Origin of the sequence: Acinetobacter sp. RW6 (genome assembly GCF_041956835.1) — a bacterium.
GTDB lineage: Bacteria > Pseudomonadota > Gammaproteobacteria > Pseudomonadales > Moraxellaceae > Acinetobacter > Acinetobacter calcoaceticus.
The window spans coordinates 254332-273503 of sequence record NZ_CP167121.1 but is presented as its reverse complement, the minus strand read 5'-3'; the positions used below and the strand labels follow the sequence as shown (position 1 = coordinate 273503).

The window sequence follows — 19172 nt, the reverse complement described above, 5'->3', positions numbered from 1 at the left end:
GTTGAACCTTTTTTTCAAATTTGATCTTTACAACTGCATTATAATTGATCTATTTTAAAAATGTTAAATTTTCACATTTTTATAAAAAAAGGGCTTATGTGATGAATAACATAGTAAAAGGAAGCAGCATTGCTTTGATTTTTATAGCATTAAGTGGATGTGGGTCTGATGATAATGATTCGACTCCAACTCCAACTCCAACTCCAACTCCAACTCCAACTCCAACTCCAACTCCGACACCGACACCAACACCAACTCCGACACCGACACCGACACCAACTCCGACACCAACACCAACACCAACACCAACACCAACACCAACACCAACACCAACACCAACACCAACACCAACACCAACACCAACACCAACACCAACAACGGTAGCAGATCGCTTCGTTGGAAGTTGGTTAGCAGGTAAAGGAGCTTGTATTAATGGCTCTGCTCTAAAAATGAATGTTATTAAAGTTTCTGATAATAGTGTGCGATTTGCCAGTGAAACCGTACGCTATGAGAATGAAGCGAACTGTACAGGTAACATTGTGGCAAGTTACCGCCAAGCTGAAGATTTCAGTCTGGTTTCAAATATTGGAGCCCCACAGACTGTACAAACTTCAAGTTATAACAAAGTAGATTGGCAACTTGTAGTAGCAGGAAAACTAACTCAGAAACAGCCAGCCATTCTGGGCTTTAAAAACGCAAATCAATTCTGTTTAGTGCCTACAGATCAGCCAAATGCAATACATAATTATCTACAGCAAGCAAACTTTGATCTCATAAATACATGCTTTACAAAAACGACTCCACCAGCAAGTATGCAAAAGCCAACACAAGTATTGGCAACAGCAAGTTATAGATTAGGAGATAATAAAGAATCTTGGGCAGACGTATTGAACCAACTCAATGACCAAGGACGCCAAGGCTATGCCCTTCTTACTCCATCAGTCAGTTTAGATAACCCTGACGGTAGCTTTGCGCTGTATAAAAATCTGTATGTCAAAAATAATAAATCCACTGACACATATACCTATAAAACGGTTGATGTAAAAACCACTTCAGTGGCAAATCGTTATTTACTATGGGTGAATGAGTTAAACAAACAAGGCAGCTTAGGCTATATATATAAACTTTCATTTGGAGAAGTAGCATCAAACACAGACAAATATTTATTTGTGAAAAATGATAAAAAACCAGCAACTTATACTTACTCTAACCGATTCTTAACAAATACTTCTCGGACTAGCATCATAAATGCTTTCAATGAACTGGGTGCTCAAGGGTGCAAATTACTCTACGCAAACTCGACATTTACCAATAACGGTACAACAAATGGCACATTCTACATACCAACATGCGTAAATAGTAGTACGCATAACGGTACTTATGCTTATCGTTATTTTGAAGTTCCACAACATATTCCATTTAACAAAGATGATGCAATAAAACTTGAAAAACTTCTTAAAGAGCAAGCTGCAGAAGGTTATAGACTTGTTGATGCGAATAACAATCTTGGCTTCTTTAATGTTGATGGTTATCTATTTGAACGTGACAGTGAAAATACAGGGCCTATTGAATATAAAGTCTTTGTTGAAGATGCAGCATCTCAATTAGATGAACCTTATATTGTTGAAAACCGTATTCAAGATCAAGGTAAATTAGGATGGTTCTTTGCTGTTCGACTTGGATCGGTCTATACCAACTCACCGACTAACTATGATTTAGCAAGTGGTGTGGTTTTCCCTAAATAAACCATCTAATAACAAATAAGGCCATAATTATGGCCTTATTTTTATTTAAAACTTAGTTATTTATCCTAAGTTTTTGAAACCTTGCTGACGCCATGCTTCATAAACAATGACGGCTGTGGCATTAGACAAATTTAAGCTTCTTGAATTTTCAGCCATCGGCAAGCGTATCCATTGTTCTTGCGGAAACATTAAGCGAACATGCTCAGGCAAACCACGCGTTTCCGGCCCCATCAATAAAGCCACAGGTCGATTTAAATCAACTGTATGCGGGGTTGCAGAACCTTTAGTAGTGAGCGGAAAAACATGCTCAACACCTTTAGCTTTTAAGTCTGCAAGACATAGTTCAATATTGTCCCAAATCTGCATACGCGCCCATTCATGATAGTCCAATCCTGCACGCTTAAGCTTTTTATCATCTAGCTCGAAACCCAAGGGTTTGACTAAATGCAACTGTGCGCCCGTATTAGCACATAAACGAATGATATTGCCTGTATTGGCAGGAATTTCAGGCTCGTATAGGACAACATGAATCACAAATTTTCTCGACTTTAATAACCAGCAATAAATTCAGATGAACTTATTGCCATTTTAACTGTTCACGTAAACTCACCACTTCACCAATAATGGTTAAAGTCGGTGCAACGATATGATGTTCAGACACTTTAGTCGCAATATCGGCTAATGTTCCAACAATAACTTTTTGTTCTGGTGTGGTTCCTTTAGAAATTAAAGCCACTGGCATATCAGCACGTTGACCATGAGCAATAAGTTGCTCACAAATGCGCTCTAATCCAACTAATCCCATATATAAAACTAAAGTTTGATTTTCATAAACCAGTTCATTCCAAGGGAGTTCAGGAGAACCTTCCTTTAAATGCCCAGTTAAGAAACGAACACTTTGTGCATAGTCACGATGTGTTAGCGGAATACCCGCATAAGCGGAACAACCTGAGGCTGCTGTTATGCCCGGTACTACTTGGAAAGTGACATTTGCTTCAACCAGCTCTTGAATCTCTTCACCACCACGCCCAAAGATAAACGGATCACCACCTTTCAAACGACAAACGCGTTTTCCCTGTTGAGCATATTCAACCAGTAAAGCATTAATACCGTCTTGTGGAACCGAGTGGTTTGAACGGGCTTTACCGACATAAATTTTAGTCGCATCACGGCGACAAAGCTCTAAGATGGGTTCAGACACCAAACGATCATAAATCACAACATCTGCTTGTTGCATAAGACGTAACGCTTTTAATGTCAGTAGCTCAGGGTCACCTGGTCCAGCCCCTACCAAATAAACCTCACCTTTAGGCGCGGTCCATTCTGTTAAGGCTTGCTGAATTAAATCATTTGCAACGTCCAGATTGTCATTAAAGACTTGTTCTTTTAATGGACTGGCATATAAGTTTTCCCAAAAGATTCGGCGCTCATCTGGGTTAGTAATCTTTTCTTTTACTTGCTTACGCCATTGACCTGAAAATTCAGCCAACTTACCCATACCATGAGGAACTATTGTTTCTATTTGAGTACGAAGTTGTCTAGATAAGACTGGCGATGCGCCATTTGAGGCAACAGAAATGATCAATGGAGAACGGTCAATAATCGCTGGAACCATAAAGCGGCAGTGTGGAATATCATCTACACTATTAACCAGCAAATTACGCGCTTCACATTGTTCAAAAACGGCTTTATTCACTTGTGCATCATTAGTCGCAGCAATCACTAAGCGATAAGGCGTATTTAATATTTTTTCGACAAAGGACTCGGCAAAATACTGTCCGTCTGTCTTTTTAACTAACTGTAAAAGCTGCTCTTCAATCGCAGGAGCAATAATATCAATTACTGCTCCTGCTTTTGCTAATAAGTTTGCTTTGCGCAACGCAATATGCCCACCACCCACAATCAGACAACGTTGCTCTTGCAACTTTAAAGAGATTGGAAAAATATCCACCTTAAACCTCTACATTAATCATCTGATTATGTTTAAGCAAAAACCGTGCACAATTTAGATGCAAAGCTTAATCAATAAATGTTAAACCACCCATATATGGGCGTAATACTTCTGGAACCTCGATAGAACCGTCTTCACGTTGGTAATTTTCCATTACTGCAAGCAAAGTACGTCCAACTGCAAGACCAGAACCATTTAATGTGTGCACCAATTCGATCTTCTTTTGATCCATTCTGTAGCGCGCTTTCATACGGCGTGCTTGAAAATCACCCATATTAGAGCAGCTTGAGATTTCACGGTAAGTATTTTGGCTTGGAACCCAAACTTCTAAGTCGTAAGTTTTAGTCGCGCCGAAGCCCATATCACCACCACAGAGCAAAATTTTGCGGTATGGCAAACCAAGTGCCTGTAAAATGCCCTCAGCATGTGCAGTGAGTTCTTCAAGTGCTTGCATAGAGGTTTCAGGTTTAACGATTTGCACCATTTCAACCTTGTCAAACTGGTGCTGACGAATTAAACCACGCGTATCACGACCATAAGAACCTGCTTCACTACGGAAACAAGGCGTATGCGCAGCGTATTTTAATGGCAAGCGTTCGGTATCAATAATCTCATCACGAACGAAGTTAGTAACAGGAACTTCTGCTGTAGGGATGAGGTAATATTCTTTTTCGCCTTGAAGTTTAAATAAATCTTCTTCAAATTTTGGTAACTGACCAGTACCACGCAGTGAATCAGCATTTACCAAATAAGGCACATAAGCTTCTGTATAGCCATTTTTTAACGTATGGGTATCAAGCATGAACTGCGTTAACGCACGTTGTAGGCGAGCTAAAGAACCTTTCAATACGCTAAAACGTGAACCAGTCAATTTAGTAGCTGTTTCGAACTCTAAACCGCCCATCCACTCACCTAAATCAGTATGATCTTTGATTTCAAAATCAAACTGACGAGGCGTGCCCCATTTTGAGATTTCAACGTTATCATCTTCATTTTTACCAGCAGGAACAGATTCATCTGGTAAGTTAGGAATGCTAAGCGCTTTTTGCTCAATCTCGTTTTGTAGCTCTGACAACGCAACTTCAGCAGCTTTGATTTCATCACCAATGGCTTGCATACGCGCCATGATTTCAGAAGCATCGCCACCGGATTTTTTAATCTGACCCACTTGTTTTGCACCGGCATTACGTTCTGCCTGCAATTTTTCAGTTTTTGATTGCAAGTCTTTACGGCGAGTTTCTAAAGAAGCCCATTCTTGAACATCTAATTGAACACCACGTTTTGCCAAAGCCGCATTAACGACTTCAATATTATTTCTGAGTAACTTAGGGTCGATCATAATCAATCATAATATGGGTAAAAAACTGGCTATAGTGTAAGGCCTTCACACTAAAAAATATAGTGATCATCTTCATAACGAATAGCTTTCACACAATTGTTAGAATAGATCACCTATTTTACAAGTTATAGTTTGGCACACTTGGCAAATACTCAGGTTTAATGAACTTAGCTGCCTCAGAATATGGCAATGTTAATTCAGTCATCCCTTCGGCATAAGAAGCTAATTCATAGATTGGATAGACAAAAACAATACCATTAGCGCCATAGTAAAAATTATCACTTAATTGCAGTTTTTCACGGCTGATATTGTGCTCTTGAAGCCAATTTGTATTCGCATCAAAAAGTGCATCAACTAACTGTTTTTCAACATCGGGCTGAATAAGTTCGGCAACAGTAATATGTTTTTTATTTAATAAATCAAAAGTCACGAACTCTTGATGTGACATGCCATGTGCTGCACCAGCAGAATATGAATAGGTCTGTAACGCAAAAGTTGCGAGGTTATAATTTTGCCCTAAATAGCGAACATAAATTGCACTTTGACTCGAACGAGGCTCACCTTCAGGTACATCGACTGGCTGATCAGCTAAATTTGCAAAAGCATTCGGATCTGCTTTCTTTATTCGATTAGTAAAGTAATCATTAATCCACTTTTGATTGGTTTGTACTGTTTGAAAGTCATACTCTGTACAACCATCTTCTAAACAAACTTTTGATTTCGGCAATTTTACTGGGATTACTTTTGCCTGAATTACAGGCACACCGACCTCTTTTGTCTCTTTAACTTTTGCAGTCGAAGCGGCTTGCTCCTCTTTGGCTGCCGACTTGGGTTGGCAACCACTCACAATTGCCATTGCAGCCATTAATGGAAGAATACAAATAATTTTTTTATCGTAAAGTCGCATAATAATCCCCATGAATTTACCTCTATCACTATACAAAGCGTAAGAATAAGACGGGGTTAAAAAATGTATCTATCTCTCTAATATAAAAAAAGCTACCGTGAAAGGTAGCTTTTTCGAAAAGGACTAATTATTGGTCAATAACATCTGTGCCTTTTGGTGGCGTAAAGTTAAAAACAGATGCTGGAATTGAAGCATTTACTTTCACGTTTTTGAAACGAACATAGGTGGTTTGACCTAGTGAATCTTGTAACACCATAAGCGTAGGCGCTTTATTTGCTCCAAAACTAATCGTTAAGCTTTGGAAAGCACCATCTTCTTTTTTAGGAAATAATGTGAAATATAATTTAGATTTATCTGGCTGTGTTACACGATAAGACTTCATGATTTGATTGGTGTTACCAGATAACAATAATGCTGGTGTATCTGCAACTTGATCATCTAAGCTTTGACGTACAGCTTGTTGTAAATCTGGGTCGTAAATCCAAACTGTTTTTCCACTCGTTACAATAGTTTGTTTAGCAGGACTCACCGTTTCCCAATAAAATTTCCCAGGGCGTTCAACTTTCATTGAGCCTTTAAATGTCTGGTTCATATGCTGCGCACTTAAACTCTTTTTCTGTGCCACAGTTTTTGTATTGGCTTTAGTTGTTTGTTCAAAATCGGCAGTCAAACGCTGTAATCCTGATAACTGATTAACCAGGTTCCCAATTGCCTGTTGCTCCGGTGCTGCTACAGGCGCAGCAAACACTGTAGTACTCATTACAGGAGCAAGCACTGACGCGCTGAGTGTAATAGCACACATAGTTTTACGAAGCATATTCATGTCATCACCTTTTTAGTTGCTGTAAGACAACTTGCCATCTTTCAAAGTTATGAAACTTAGCAAGCTCTTAATTCAATACTCATATTAACCGACAAACTCTGTGCTAATCATTGAGAAAATAAGATATTTTGTTATGTTATTCATGTTGTTTGTAGAATTTCATTCATCATGATGAAGATAAACCAGATTAGATTCCATAAAAAAAGCCCACAAAATGTGGGCTTTTTTTGAAGCTAAAACTTAAACAGTTTCAACTTTTACGTAGCGACGGCCAAATTGACCTTTCACTTCGAATTTTACTACGCCGTCAGCAGTAGCAAATAAAGTATGGTCACGGCCCATACCAACATTTGCACCAGCGTGGAACTCTGTACCACGTTGACGAACGATGATGTTACCAGCAGTTACAGCTTGACCGCCGTAAATTTTAACACCTAACATTTTTGGGTTTGAATCACGACCGTTCTTCGTCGATCCACCGGCTTTTTTAGTTGCCATGTCTCTTACTCCTCGTGATTAGCCTGAAATACCAGTAATTTTCAACTCAGTGAACCATTGACGGTGACCTTGTTGTTTACGGTAATGTTTACGACGACGCATTTTGATAATGCGGATTTTGTCGTGACGACCATGACCAACCACTTCTGCAGTTACTTTAGCGCCAGCTACAACTGGAGCACCGATTTGAATGCTATCACCGTTTACAACCATTAATACATCATCAAATGTAATAGTCGCGCCAGATTCAGCTTTCAATAATTCAACTTTAAGGGTTTCACCCTCAACTACACGGTGCTGTTTACCACCGCTTTGGATTACTGCGTACATAATGTACTCCAATTAGCCCGTGTCGACGTGCCGATAAGGGATATATCGATCTTAAAACGCTCGCCACTGGGGTTATATAAGGCGACAGATTTTAAGTGAAATTTGATCAAACGACAAGTATTTTCTGTTTATCAGTAAAGTCTATTGCCCTATTTTTACAAAATCAACAAGCAGCTTAGATTGGAATTTAGCAGTTTTCATTGATTCTGAATGAAAATTAAAATACAGTTCCAGACACAAATTGCGACAAGAACAAGTTGTATTAATGCTGATGTCATTAAATTTATTGTTTTGCCGGAAATATCATGTTTTGCTTAAATAAAGAACAAAGAACGCATAAAGACAATAGAAATGATTAATATCAGCCACTTGTTAACCTGTGCAACACACCTTTACTTGATACACTAACGCCACTTATCTACCAATACGGGGTTTTTCTTCATATGGTCATCGATTTCAAGCAAGACATTCTTGCGCCTGTTGCCTCAGACTTTGCTGCGATGGATCACTTGATTAATGAAGGAATTAGCTCAAAAGTCGGTTTAGTCATGTCTGTCAGCAAACATGTTGTTGAGGCTGGCGGAAAACGTATGCGCCCAATCATGTGCTTACTCGCTGCTCGCGCATGTGGCTTAGATAACATGGCAAACGCACAGCGTCTGGCTGCAATCATTGAAATGTTGCATACCGCGACATTAGTCCATGATGATGTGGTAGATGAATCTGGGCTTCGTCGTGGTCGACCTACAGCAAATGCGACATGGAACAATCAGACAGCCGTATTAGTCGGTGACTTCCTCATTGCACGTGCTTTCGATTTACTGGTCGATTTAAACAACATGACTTTATTGAAAGACTTTTCAACAGGTACATGTGAAATTGCGGAAGGTGAAGTATTACAACTTCAATCGCAACATCAACCAGATACAACAGAAGAAACTTATTTAAAAATTATTCACGGTAAAACTTCTCGTCTGTTTGAACTGGCTACAGAAGGCGCTGCTATTTTGGCAGGACAAGAAGCGTATCGTGAACCTTTGAGATTATTTGCCGGTCATTTTGGTAATGCATTCCAAATTATTGATGATATTTTAGACTACACTTCAGATGCTGAAACATTAGGTAAAAATATTGGTGATGATTTAATGGAAGGTAAACCAACTTTACCGTTAATTTCTGCATTAGCACACTCAACAGGAGATGAGCATGCGATTATTCGTCGCAGTATCGCAACTGGTGGAGTGGACCAATTATCTCAAGTTATAGAAATTGTACAGAAGTCTGGTGCTTTAGATTATTGTCACCAACGTGCCCAAGAAGAAACAGAAGCAGCACTGCAAGCTTTATCAAACCTACCCGATACACCATATCGTCAGGCTTTGATTAACTTAACTCAGCTTGCGTTACATCGAATACAATAGATATTATTTTGCCTATGCATATAAATTTTTCAGATCATTTTTTAAAAATACAGAAACAGCTTGAGGATACTCAAGCTGTCATTGATGAAAATCCAATCATTGAATTAGTCAATGCCATTCGTCCATCCGATCCTCATGATACGGATGAGATAAAGCAAAAAATACAGGCTTTAATTGAAAGCCTATTACGCACACCTACAGCCCCCTTCCTACTACAAACTTTTTTATTACGTCTAATTAATCGCTATAAACAAGTCAGCTTGTATGCCGACAGCGGAATTTTATCTTTAGATGGTTTCTGGAACCAACTCGGGCAAAGACTCGGAGCACATTTTTTACCGTTAATCGAAGATGCAAGCCAACTCAAAATATTAATTGGTCGAATTTTTTATTTAGAAAGTGACAAAATCTGGCTCAATAATATTGATGATGAAGATTGGGCAAATTTATTCAGTCTTATTGGACAAAGCCAAAGTAATGTAGACGAAAAGCTTGTCATTCAAAGTGAAATGATTAAAGCAATTACTGTCTTAACTTATCGAATTAGTGGAATTGGCCTTTACCCTGAATTTATTAATGCTCAACCGGAATTAACGGAATATGAATCACCATTTTTAGTTCAGAACCGTGAAATTATTGAGTTTATCGAAAAGTACAAAAAACAAGAACTTTCTGAACATGAAATTGCAGTTATTTCTCCTCCGGATGCATCGCAAGCATTCGTTATGCTGGAACAATGTCGGGATGTGGTTTTAAAGATTCGCCGTGCTACTAAAAGAATTGGTGTTAGCTTAAGCTTGACTTACTTATTGTCGTTACTTGAGCAGTGCCTCGACCGAATTGAATTACTGCTTTATTTGGTTGTAGATAACAGTAAAGGAAAATATGTCTCTTTAGGACATCTTATTTCCGATTTAACTAAGGCGCACTACAGTGAAAAAAGTGTTCGCTCTTTATTAAGTACCACAAGTGAACTTATTGCCTTTCAAGTGACTGAAAATGCCAGCCGAACAGGTGAACATTATGTAAGTACCGATACAAAAGGTTTCTGGGGCATGTATAAAGCTGCCGCTGGAGCGGGCGTTATTATCGCTTGTATGGCATCTTTAAAAATTCTTGCTGCAAGAATGACAATGGCACCGCTCATGCAGGCCTTTACTTTTAGTATGAATTATTCTCTAGGGTTCATTCTGATTCATGTTCTACATTTCACAGTTGCAACCAAACAACCCGCAATGACTGCGGCTGCCCTTGCTGCAACGGTACAACAACGCAAAGGCTCTAAAACAGCTCAAATTGCAGAGTTAGCAGCTCTGATTATTAATATTATTCGAACACAATTCATTGCTATTTTAGGCAATATTTCAATTGCGATTCCTACTGCTGCACTCATTACTTTTGCTTGGCAGTTCTATCTTGATGAGCCTTTATTAACTCATACTAAAGCAACTTATTTGTTGCACAGCCTAAATCCCTTCACCTCTTTGGCAGTTCCACATGCAGCCATAGCCGGAGTTTGCTTATTTTTGTCAGGCCTTATTGCGGGATACTTCGACAATATGGCTGTTTACCGGAAAGTCGGTCCACGCCTTAGAGCACATCGCCGTTTAGCAAACTGGTTAGGACAAGATCGCCTCAACCGTTTTGCTGAATATATTGAGCGCAATTTAGGAGCTCTAGCTGGTAACTTCTTATTCGGGATTATGTTAGGGAGTATGGGCACCATAGGTTTTATTCTAGGTTTACCTTTGGATATTCGCCATATTGCCTTTGCCTCGGCTAACTTTATTCAAGGTTTAATGACAATTAACGGCAGCCCAGATATCGGACTGATTATCGTGTCCTTTTTAGGCGTGTTATGTATTGGTCTCACTAACTTATTCGTTAGTTTCACCTTAACCATTATTGTGGCACTACGGGCACGTCGAGTTCGCTTTGAACAGTGGAAACCTTTAGCTAAACTGGTAATGACCCATTTTCTGACTCGCCCAAGCGATTTTTTCTGGCCACCAAAACAACCTCTAGAACTTGAAGAAAATACGACAACAAATAGTGGAAAAAAGGCAGAGCATTAAGAATTTTGCTTTGTACACAAAATGTGAATTCCGTCAATTTTGTTGTGATTGTTTTTCCAAATGTTAAAAAATTTTCAAAATGAATTTACGATGATCTATCAGGCTTGAAAAAAAGTGTACTGGCAAGTACACTTTTAACGGCTTTCAGTAGTGGACACTGCTTGAATAAGCAAAGGTATATACATGCCCTATATGTTGCTTTTTATTGGTTGTATTTTTTTCGGATTAGGTGTGCTTGGTCTTTTTGTACCAAGACTTCAATCTATGGATCTCCTGAGCGTTCAAATATTGAGTGAACACCGATCAGATTATCTTAACTTTATTACGATCTTTCTGGCACGTGTAGGTGGTATGCCTTTTGTATGTTTTTTATCCTTTCTGGTATGTATATATCAGGCATGGTATAAAAAATATATTACTGTTATTTTCATTAGTGTGGGAGTTATTGGCAGTATCACCATGGGTTGGCTGCTCAAGTGGTGTGTTGACCGCCCAAGACCCCCACAGGTATATCATATTGTCGAAAGTTACGGTGCATCGTTCCCGAGTGCACACAGTGTTTATGCATCAACACTGGCTTGTCTGGCAATGATAATGTTATGCCATAAGCCCAACACTAACTCTCCTTCTATCATTTTGATCTCCTGTCTTTGGTTTATCTGTATGGGGCTTTCAAGAATATATGCTGGAGTTCATTTTCCAACAGATGTACTCGCCGGTTGGGGCATAGGTTTTATTTGGATTGCACTGCTTTGGCTCTGGTTATTACAAACACAAAGTAGGTTAAGTAAAAAACAAATATATTTTTAGATTTTATCTAACGAGGTGGAACAATGATGTCGGCTAAGCTTTGGGCTCCTGCCCTTACTGCTTGCGCATTAGCAACAAGTATCGCACTTGTTGGTTGTGGCAAAGGCTCCGATGAGAAACAGCAAGCTGCTGCTGCTCAGAAAATGCCGCCTGCTGAAGTAGGTGTTATTGTTGCTCAACCACAAAGTGTTGAACAAAGCGTTGAACTTTCTGGCCGTACTTCAGCATATCAAATTTCTGAAGTTCGCCCTCAAACAAGTGGCGTAATTTTAAAACGCTTGTTTGCTGAAGGAAGTTATGTTCGTGAAGGTCAGGCTCTTTATCAACTTGATTCTCGAACTAACCATGCAACGCTCGAAAATGCAAAAGCGGCACTTTTACAACAACAGGCAAATCTAGCTTCCCTACGTACTAAGTTAAACCGTTATAAGCAACTTGTTTCGAGTAACGCTGTATCTAGACAAGAGTATGACGACTTACTTGGTCAAGTTAACGTTGCAGAAGCACAAGTTGCTGCAGCGAAGGCTCAAGTAACAAATGCAAACGTAGATCTAGGTTACTCTACAATTCGCTCACCAATTTCTGGTCAGTCTGGACGTTCTTCTGTCACAGCTGGTGCTTTAGTCACTGCAAACCAAACTGATCCTTTAGTGACGATTCAACAGTTAGATCCAATCTATGTTGATATTAACCAGTCTAGCGCCGAGTTATTACGTTTACGTCAACAATTGAGTAAAGGTAGTTTAGACAATAGTAACAACACGAAAGTAAAATTGAAGCTCGAAGATGGTTCAACCTATCCAATCGAAGGACAACTTGCTTTCTCTGATGCTTCTGTAAATCAGGATACAGGAACGATTACTTTACGTGCCGTATTCTCGAACCCGAATCATCTGTTACTTCCAGGCATGTACACAACTGCACAAATTGTTCAGGGTGTAGTTCCAAATGCTTATCTGATTCCTCAAGCTGCAATTACACGTTTACCGACAGGTCAAGCCATGGCAATGCTTGTTAATGCCAAAGGTGCTGTTGAGAGTCGTCCTGTTGAAACTTCTGGTGTTCAAGGACAAAACTGGATTGTGACCAATGGTCTCAAAGCTGGTGATAAAGTGATTGTTGATGGTGTTGCCAAAGTTAAAGAAGGGCAAGAAGTGTCAGCAAAACCTTACCAAGCTCAACCAGCAACTCCTCAAGGTGCAGCTCCAAATGCGACAAAACCGGCTCAATCAGGTAAACCTCAAGCAGAACAGAAAGCATCTAATGCATAAGGGGTAGATTGAATGGCACAATTTTTTATTCATCGCCCCATTTTTGCGTGGGTGATTGCATTAGTCATTATGTTGGCGGGTATTCTCACGCTCACAAAAATGCCTATTGCACAGTATCCGACGATTGCACCACCGACAGTTACAATTGCTGCAACTTATCCTGGTGCATCGGCTGAGACTGTTGAAAACACCGTAACCCAGATCATTGAACAACAAATGAATGGTCTAGATGGTTTACGTTATATTTCATCTAACAGTGCGGGTAACGGTCAGGCCTCTATTCAATTAAACTTTGAACAAGGTATTGATCCAGATATTGCACAGGTTCAGGTTCAAAACAAACTGCAATCTGCAACTGCTCTTTTACCTGAAGATGTTCAACGTCAAGGTGTGACAGTTACCAAATCTGGCGCAAGCTTCTTGCAAGTTATTGCATTCTACTCGCCAGATAATAGCCTTTCAGATTCAGACATTAAAGACTACGTAAACTCATCAATTAAAGAACCACTTAGCCGTGTTGCTGGTGTTGGTGAGGTACAAGTCTTTGGTGGTTCATACGCTATGCGTATCTGGCTAGACCCTGCAAAATTGACTAATTACCAGTTAACACCAAGTGATATTGCGACTGCTTTACAAGCGCAAAACTCACAAGTTGCTGTAGGTCAGTTAGGCGGAGCACCAGCGGTACAAGGTCAAGTGCTTAACGCGACAGTGAATGCACAAAGCTTGCTGCAAACACCTGAGCAATTTAAAAATATCTTCTTAAAGAACACAGCATCAGGTGCTGAGGTTCGTTTAAAAGATGTTGCTCGTGTTGAATTAGGTTCTGATAACTATCAGTTCGATTCGAAGTTTAATGGTAAACCTGCTGGTGGTCTTGCAATTAAAATTGCAACTGGTGCCAACGCACTTGATACCGCTGATGCTGTTGAACATCGTTTAGCTGAATTACGTAAGAACTATCCAACAGGTCTTGCAGATAAACTGGCTTATGACACTACTCCATTTATTCGACTTTCAATTGAAAGTGTTGTACACACATTAATTGAAGCAGTAATTTTAGTATTCATTGTCATGTTCTTGTTCTTGCAGAACTGGCGTGCAACCATCATTCCTACACTTGCAGTACCTGTTGTTGTGTTAGGTACATTTGCTGTCATCAATATCTTTGGATTCTCAATTAATACCTTAACCATGTTCGCCATGGTATTGGCAATTGGTCTTCTGGTCGATGACGCGATTGTTGTAGTGGAAAACGTTGAACGTGTGATGAGTGAAGAGCATACCGATCCAGTCACGGCGACTTCACGATCAATGCAACAGATTTCTGGTGCGTTAATTGGTATTACAAGCGTATTGACAGCGGTATTCGTACCAATGGCCTTCTTTGGTGGTACGACTGGTGTAATTTACCGTCAATTCTCGATTACCCTTGTAACAGCAATGGTCTTATCGTTAATTGTGGCGTTAACCTTTACGCCAGCACTTTGTGCAACAATTTTAAAACAGCATGATCCTAACAAAGAACCAAGCAATAATATTTTTGCTCGTTTCTTCAGAGGATTTAACAACGGTTTTGACCGCATGTCGCATAGCTACCAAAATGGTGTTAGCCGCATGCTTAAAGGCAAAATCTTCTCTGGCGTACTTTACGCTTTAGTGATTGGTCTATTGGTGTTCTTGTTCCAAAAACTCCCATCTTCATTCTTACCAGAAGAAGATCAGGGCGTGGTCATGACACTTGTACAGTTACCACCGAATGCAACGCTTGATCGTACGAATAAAGTTGTTGATACCATGACAAACTTCTTCATGAATGAAAAAGATACAGTGGAATCTATTTTCACCGTTTCAGGTTTCTCATTCACGGGTGTTGGTCAAAATGCTGGTATTGGCTTCGTTAAATTGAAAGACTGGAGTGAACGTACTTCACCAGAATCTCAAATTGGTGCGTTAATTCAGCGCGGTATGGCATTAAACATGATCGTCAAAGACGCATCTTACATCATGCCATTACAGCTTCCAGCAATGCCTGAACTCGGTGTAACTGCTGGTTTTAACTTGCAGCTTAAAGATTCAAGTGGTCAAGGCCATGAGAAACTAATTGCCGCACGTAACACAATTTTAGGTTTGGCTTCACAAGATAAACGTCTTGTAGGGGTACGTCCTAATGGTCAAGAAGATACGCCTCAGTATCAAATTAATGTAGATCAGGCTCAAGCTGGTGCTATGGGTGTTAGCATTGCTGACATTAACAACACGATGCGTATTGCATGGGGTGGTTCATACATTAACGACTTCGTTGACCGTGGTCGTGTGAAAAAAGTTTATGTTCAAGGTGATTCGGGTAGCCGTATGATGCCTGAAGACTTAAACAAGTGGTATGTACGTAATAGCAAAGGCGAAATGGTACCGTTCTCTGCATTTGCTACAGGCGAATGGACATATGGTTCTCCTCGTCTTGAACGTTATAACGGCGTGTCATCGGTTAACATTCAAGGTACACCTGCACCTGGCGTAAGTTCTGGTGATTCTATGAAAGCCATGGAAGAAATTATTGCTAAGTTACCATCTATGGGCTTACAAGGTTTCGACTATGAATGGACAGGTTTATCACTTGAAGAACGTGAGTCTGGTGCTCAAGCTCCATTCCTTTATGCTCTTTCATTGTTAATCGTTTTCCTTTGCTTAGCTGCATTATATGAAAGCTGGTCTATTCCGTTCTCGGTTTTACTTGTGGTACCACTTGGTATTATTGGTGCAATCGTATTGACTTACTTGGGTATGATTATTAAAGGAGATCCAAATCTCTCAAATAACATTTACTTCCAGGTAGCGATGATCGCGGTAATTGGTCTTTCTGCAAAAAATGCGATCTTGATTGTTGAGTTCGCAAAAGAGTTGCAGGAAAAAGGCGAAGACCTACTTGATGCAACTTTACATGCTTCAAAAATGCGTTTACGTCCAATTATTATGACCACCCTTGCCTTCGGTTTTGGTGTACTTCCACTTGCCCTTTCAACAGGTGCTGGTGCAGGAAGTCAGCACTCAGTCGGCTTCGGTGTACTCGGTGGCGTACTCAGTGCAACGTTCTTAGGTATCTTCTTTATCCCTGTATTCTATGTGTGGATTCGTAGTATCTTTAAGTACAAACCAAAAACCATAAACACTCAGGAGCATAAATCGTGATGCAAAAAGTATGGTCTATTTCAGGTCGTAGCATTGCGGTATCTGCACTTGCGCTTGCTTTGGCAGCTTGTCAAAGCATGCGCGGCCCAGAACCAGTCGTGAAAACCGATATACCACAAAGCTATGGATATAACAGCGCTTCTGGTACGTCTATTGCAGAACAGGGTTATAAACAGTTCTTTTCTGACCCTCGTTTGCTCGAAGTGATTGATTTGGCTCTTGCCAACAACCGTGACTTACGTACAGCAACGCTCAATATTGAACGTGCTCAACAGCAATATCGAATTACTCAAAACAACCAGCTTCCAACCATCGGAGCAAGTGGTAGTGCAATTCGTCAGGTTTCTCAAAGCCGTGATCCGAATAACCCCTACTCTACCTATCAGGTGGGTTTGGGTGTAACTGCCTATGAGCTTGATTTTTGGGGCCGCGTTCGTAGCTTGAAAGATGCTGCATTAGATAGTTATCTTTCAACGCAAAGTGCACGTGATTCGACACAAATCAGTCTGATTAGTCAGGTTGCTCAAGCATGGTTGAACTATTCTTTTGCATCGGCGAATCTAAAGCTTGCAGAGCAAACTCTAAAAGCACAGCAAGACTCTTACAACCTCAACAAAAAACGTTTTGATGTGGGTATCGACAGTGAAGTTCCACTACGTCAGGCACAGATTTCTGTAGAAACTGCGCGTAACGATGTAGCGAACTACAAAACTCAGATGGCTCAAGCACAAAACTTGTTGAACTTGTTATCAGGTCAATCGATTCCGCAAAACTTGTTGCCAAACCAACCTGTAAAACGCATTACTCAACAGAATGTATATACAGCTGGTTTACCAAGTGACTTGCTTAACAATCGTCCAGATGTGAAAGCTGCCGAATATAACTTAAGCGCTGCTGGTGCGAATATTGGTGCTGCAAAAGCACGTTTATTCCCAACAATTAGCTTAACGGGTTCTGCAGGTTACGCATCGACTGACTTAAGTGATCTATTTAAGTCGGGTGGATTTGTGTGGTCAGTTGGACCAAGCCTAGACTTACCAATTTTTGATTGGGGTACACGTCGTGCCAATGTAAAAATTTCTGAAACCGATCAGAAAATTGCATTGTCTGATTATGAAAAATCAGTTCAGTCTGCATTCCGTGAAGTTAATGATGCGCTTGCAACTCGTGCCAATATTGGTGAACGTTTAACAGCTCAACAACGTCTAGTAGAAGCAACTAACCGCAACTACACATTATCAAATGCCCGCTTCCGTGCTGGTATTGATAGTTACTTGACAGTTCTTGATGCACAGCGTTCATCTTATTCAGCAGAACAAGGTTTATTGTTGCTTCAACAAGCTAACTTAAACAACCAAATCGAGTTATACAAAACTCTAGGTGGCGGTTTAAAAGCAAACTCTTCAGATACAGTGGTTAATCAACCATCAAGTGCTGAACTTAAAAAGCAATAAGTTTTAAATAACTTATCCATAAAAGCTCACTTCGGTGGGCTTTTTTATTGCATCTCATGTGAATATTTCTTATCTTGAAACCTTAAGAGATTTAGATTGATAAAAAATAATGTTACTGAGTAATTTAGAAAGTGTTCCGGGCCACCAGATTTTAAAACAGCTTGATGTTGTTTATGGAAGTACAGTCCGTAGTAAGCATGTTGGCCGTGACTTGATGGCGAGTTTAAAAAATATTGTGGGTGGTGAACTTACAGGTTATACCGAATTACTAGAAGAATCCCGCCAAGAAGCCATGAATCGTATGATTGCCAAAGCTCAGCAACTGGGTGCGAATGCAATTGTCGGTATTCGTTTTTCAACTTCAAATATTGCTCAAGGTGCTTCCGAACTATTTGTATATGGCACAGCAGTGGTTGTGCAACCTCAAGCACCCCATCTACCAGATCCATTTAGTGCATAGGTAGAAAATGGAAAATCTTATTTTTCAGCTTGTTATTTTTCTGATTCTTTTCAGTATTGGTTGGGGTTTTGGGCGCCATATTGAACGAAAACATTTGAAAGAACTTCTAGAAAAAGAGCAACGATTGGCCCATATCAGAATTGATACGAATCGTTTTGCAACGAGCGATCAACTAGGCCATTTTATTAGCAGTAATGCCGTGATTTCTCATGACTACTTTAAATATGTATTGGCATCCATTAAGAATGTTTTGGGTGGTCGTCTCACCAGTTATGAAAGTGTGGTTGAGCGTGCTCGCCGTGAAGCGATTGTCCGCTTAAAACAACAAGCACATACCGCAGGAGCTAACCATATTATGGGAGTTCGGCTGAGTACAACCGAACTAGGAATGCAGGGCGGAATGGTTGAAGTCTTTGCCTACGGCACAGCAGTAAAAGATTAATACTGCCCTACACTAGAAAAATGAATGCGTGGATTGCCAATATTTTTAGTTAAATGTTGGCAAATTCCGGTAATTTTCCAACTGCCCTGTTGTTTTGCCAAAGTAAAATAATAACGACCAAAAGAGTGAAAATAATCATTTTCTGAAAAACGGTAAATTTGATAATTACACTCTAACCATGCCCGATCTTGTTCAATACGGATAATTGGATTACTTAAGTTATGTTGCAACCTAAGATGGGACAATGCCTGTTGCCGAGAATCTTTATATTCATGACAAGACACGACACATAAAGGCTCTCCCCTAAATTGGAAATAGTCCACCTCAAGTTGATCGGCCAATAACTCATCAAAAGCGTCCCAATTTTTCTGGTCAAAGACCAATTGAAAACGCGTAATGACTTCTAAAATACGGTGATAATCTTGATCCATGGTGAACCTTCTATACGGGTTTTCCA

Annotated in this window: 17 protein-coding genes; 9 read left to right on the top strand and 8 right to left on the bottom strand. The window is 40.0% G+C overall.

Features of this window, described 5'->3' with window-relative positions; translation table 11 throughout:
• Positions 1-101: 101 nt before the first annotated feature.
• Positions 102-1745: a PT dipeptide repeat lipoprotein gene (locus tag ACB088_RS01360; RefSeq protein ID WP_375037801.1), complete on the top strand. Its 1644-nt coding sequence runs from the start codon at positions 102-104 to the stop codon at positions 1743-1745.
• Between the two features lie 60 nt (positions 1746-1805).
• On the opposite strand, the gene ACB088_RS01355 is transcribed toward ACB088_RS01360, so the two are convergent.
• The 7 genes from ACB088_RS01355 to rplU form a co-directional block, all read right to left on the bottom strand.
• The gene (locus ACB088_RS01355; RefSeq protein WP_002116042.1) at positions 1806-2279 is read right to left on the bottom strand and encodes a tRNA (cytidine(34)-2'-O)-methyltransferase; all 474 of its coding nucleotides are present in this window, start codon (positions 2277-2279) and stop codon (positions 1806-1808) included.
• A gap of 43 nt (positions 2280-2322) precedes the next feature.
• On the bottom strand, positions 2323-3696 hold the full coding sequence (cysG, locus tag ACB088_RS01350; protein WP_080027669.1) for a siroheme synthase CysG: 1374 nt from the start codon (positions 3694-3696) through the stop codon (positions 2323-2325).
• Between the two features lie 67 nt (positions 3697-3763).
• On the bottom strand, positions 3764-5035 hold the full coding sequence (gene serS / locus ACB088_RS01345) for a serine--tRNA ligase (RefSeq protein ID WP_375037800.1): 1272 nt from the start codon (positions 5033-5035) through the stop codon (positions 3764-3766).
• A 118-nt stretch (positions 5036-5153) separates the two neighbouring features.
• Entirely contained in the window at positions 5154-5954 is an 801-nt protein-coding gene (locus ACB088_RS01340) for an RsiV family protein (protein ID WP_035358602.1), read from the bottom strand.
• 115 nt (positions 5955-6069) lie between these two features.
• On the bottom strand, positions 6070-6765 hold the full coding sequence (gene lolA / locus ACB088_RS01335; RefSeq protein ID WP_004789378.1) for an outer membrane lipoprotein chaperone LolA: 696 nt from the start codon (positions 6763-6765) through the stop codon (positions 6070-6072).
• A 240-nt stretch (positions 6766-7005) separates the two neighbouring features.
• Complete coding sequence (gene rpmA / locus ACB088_RS01330; protein WP_003655414.1) at positions 7006-7263, bottom strand: 50S ribosomal protein L27; 258 nt, start codon at positions 7261-7263, stop codon at positions 7006-7008.
• A gap of 18 nt (positions 7264-7281) precedes the next feature.
• Positions 7282-7593 (bottom strand): 50S ribosomal protein L21, encoded by a 312-nt coding sequence (rplU, locus tag ACB088_RS01325; RefSeq protein ID WP_004639133.1) that lies wholly within the window; start codon positions 7591-7593, stop codon positions 7282-7284.
• Between the two features lie 443 nt (positions 7594-8036).
• Here rplU and sdsA point away from each other — a divergent pair, with 443 nt between their 5' ends.
• The 8 genes from sdsA (at position 8037) to ACB088_RS01285 (ending at position 18715) form a co-directional block, all read left to right on the top strand.
• Entirely contained in the window at positions 8037-9014 is a 978-nt protein-coding gene (sdsA, locus tag ACB088_RS01320) for an All-trans-nonaprenyl-diphosphate synthase (RefSeq protein WP_003655412.1), read from the top strand.
• Positions 9015-9028: 14 nt separating this feature from the next.
• Complete coding sequence (locus ACB088_RS01315) at positions 9029-11089, top strand: site-specific recombinase (protein ID WP_092708947.1); 2061 nt, start codon at positions 9029-9031, stop codon at positions 11087-11089.
• A gap of 183 nt (positions 11090-11272) precedes the next feature.
• The gene (locus ACB088_RS01310; protein ID WP_004639128.1) at positions 11273-11899 is read left to right on the top strand and encodes a phosphatase PAP2 family protein; all 627 of its coding nucleotides are present in this window, start codon (positions 11273-11275) and stop codon (positions 11897-11899) included.
• Positions 11900-11922: 23 nt separating this feature from the next.
• Positions 11923-13170, top strand: a complete 1248-nt coding sequence (adeI, locus tag ACB088_RS01305) for a multidrug efflux RND transporter periplasmic adaptor subunit AdeI (protein WP_092708944.1) — start codon at positions 11923-11925, stop codon at positions 13168-13170.
• Positions 13171-13182: 12 nt separating this feature from the next.
• Complete coding sequence (adeJ, locus tag ACB088_RS01300; protein WP_199990696.1) at positions 13183-16359, top strand: multidrug efflux RND transporter permease subunit AdeJ; 3177 nt, start codon at positions 13183-13185, stop codon at positions 16357-16359.
• A complete protein-coding gene (gene adeK, locus ACB088_RS01295) occupies positions 16359-17813 on the top strand; it encodes a multidrug efflux RND transporter outer membrane channel subunit AdeK (RefSeq protein WP_004639123.1) in 1455 nt (484 codons plus the stop codon). Before adeJ ends, adeK begins: the two co-directional genes overlap by 1 nt.
• 109 nt (positions 17814-17922) lie before the next feature.
• Positions 17923-18273, top strand: coding sequence for a YbjQ family protein (locus ACB088_RS01290; RefSeq protein ID WP_003655405.1), 351 nt, complete (start codon positions 17923-17925; stop codon positions 18271-18273).
• A gap of 7 nt (positions 18274-18280) precedes the next feature.
• On the top strand, positions 18281-18715 hold the full coding sequence (locus ACB088_RS01285; RefSeq protein ID WP_375037799.1) for a YbjQ family protein: 435 nt from the start codon (positions 18281-18283) through the stop codon (positions 18713-18715).
• On the opposite strand, the gene ACB088_RS01280 is transcribed toward ACB088_RS01285, so the two are convergent.
• Positions 18712-19146, bottom strand: coding sequence for a nuclear transport factor 2 family protein (locus tag ACB088_RS01280; protein WP_375037798.1), 435 nt, complete (start codon positions 19144-19146; stop codon positions 18712-18714). The two genes, ACB088_RS01285 and ACB088_RS01280, sit on opposite strands and share 4 nt — an antisense overlap.
• Between the last annotated feature and the right edge of the window lie 26 nt (positions 19147-19172).

Coding starts and splice junctions, on each gene's coding strand:
- serS (WP_375037800.1), bottom strand. CDS start 5,035: ATGATCGACCCTAAGTTACTCAGAAATAATATTGAAGTCGTTAATGCG.
- ACB088_RS01315 (WP_092708947.1), top strand. CDS start 9,029: ATGCATATAAATTTTTCAGATCATTTTTTAAAAATACAGAAACAGCTT.
- adeJ (WP_199990696.1), top strand. CDS start 13,183: ATGGCACAATTTTTTATTCATCGCCCCATTTTTGCGTGGGTGATTGCA.
- ACB088_RS01340 (WP_035358602.1), bottom strand. CDS start 5,954: ATGGGGATTATTATGCGACTTTACGATAAAAAAATTATTTGTATTCTT.
- adeI (WP_092708944.1), top strand. CDS start 11,923: ATGATGTCGGCTAAGCTTTGGGCTCCTGCCCTTACTGCTTGCGCATTA.
- lolA (WP_004789378.1), bottom strand. CDS start 6,765: ATGAATATGCTTCGTAAAACTATGTGTGCTATTACACTCAGCGCGTCA.
- ACB088_RS01285 (WP_375037799.1), top strand. CDS start 18,281: ATGGAAAATCTTATTTTTCAGCTTGTTATTTTTCTGATTCTTTTCAGT.
- sdsA (WP_003655412.1), top strand. CDS start 8,037: ATGGTCATCGATTTCAAGCAAGACATTCTTGCGCCTGTTGCCTCAGAC.
- rplU (WP_004639133.1), bottom strand. CDS start 7,593: ATGTACGCAGTAATCCAAAGCGGTGGTAAACAGCACCGTGTAGTTGAG.
- rpmA (WP_003655414.1), bottom strand. CDS start 7,263: ATGGCAACTAAAAAAGCCGGTGGATCGACGAAGAACGGTCGTGATTCA.
- ACB088_RS01310 (WP_004639128.1), top strand. CDS start 11,273: ATGCCCTATATGTTGCTTTTTATTGGTTGTATTTTTTTCGGATTAGGT.
- ACB088_RS01280 (WP_375037798.1), bottom strand. CDS start 19,146: ATGGATCAAGATTATCACCGTATTTTAGAAGTCATTACGCGTTTTCAA.
- ACB088_RS01290 (WP_003655405.1), top strand. CDS start 17,923: ATGTTACTGAGTAATTTAGAAAGTGTTCCGGGCCACCAGATTTTAAAA.
- adeK (WP_004639123.1), top strand. CDS start 16,359: ATGCAAAAAGTATGGTCTATTTCAGGTCGTAGCATTGCGGTATCTGCA.
- ACB088_RS01360 (WP_375037801.1), top strand. CDS start 102: ATGAATAACATAGTAAAAGGAAGCAGCATTGCTTTGATTTTTATAGCA.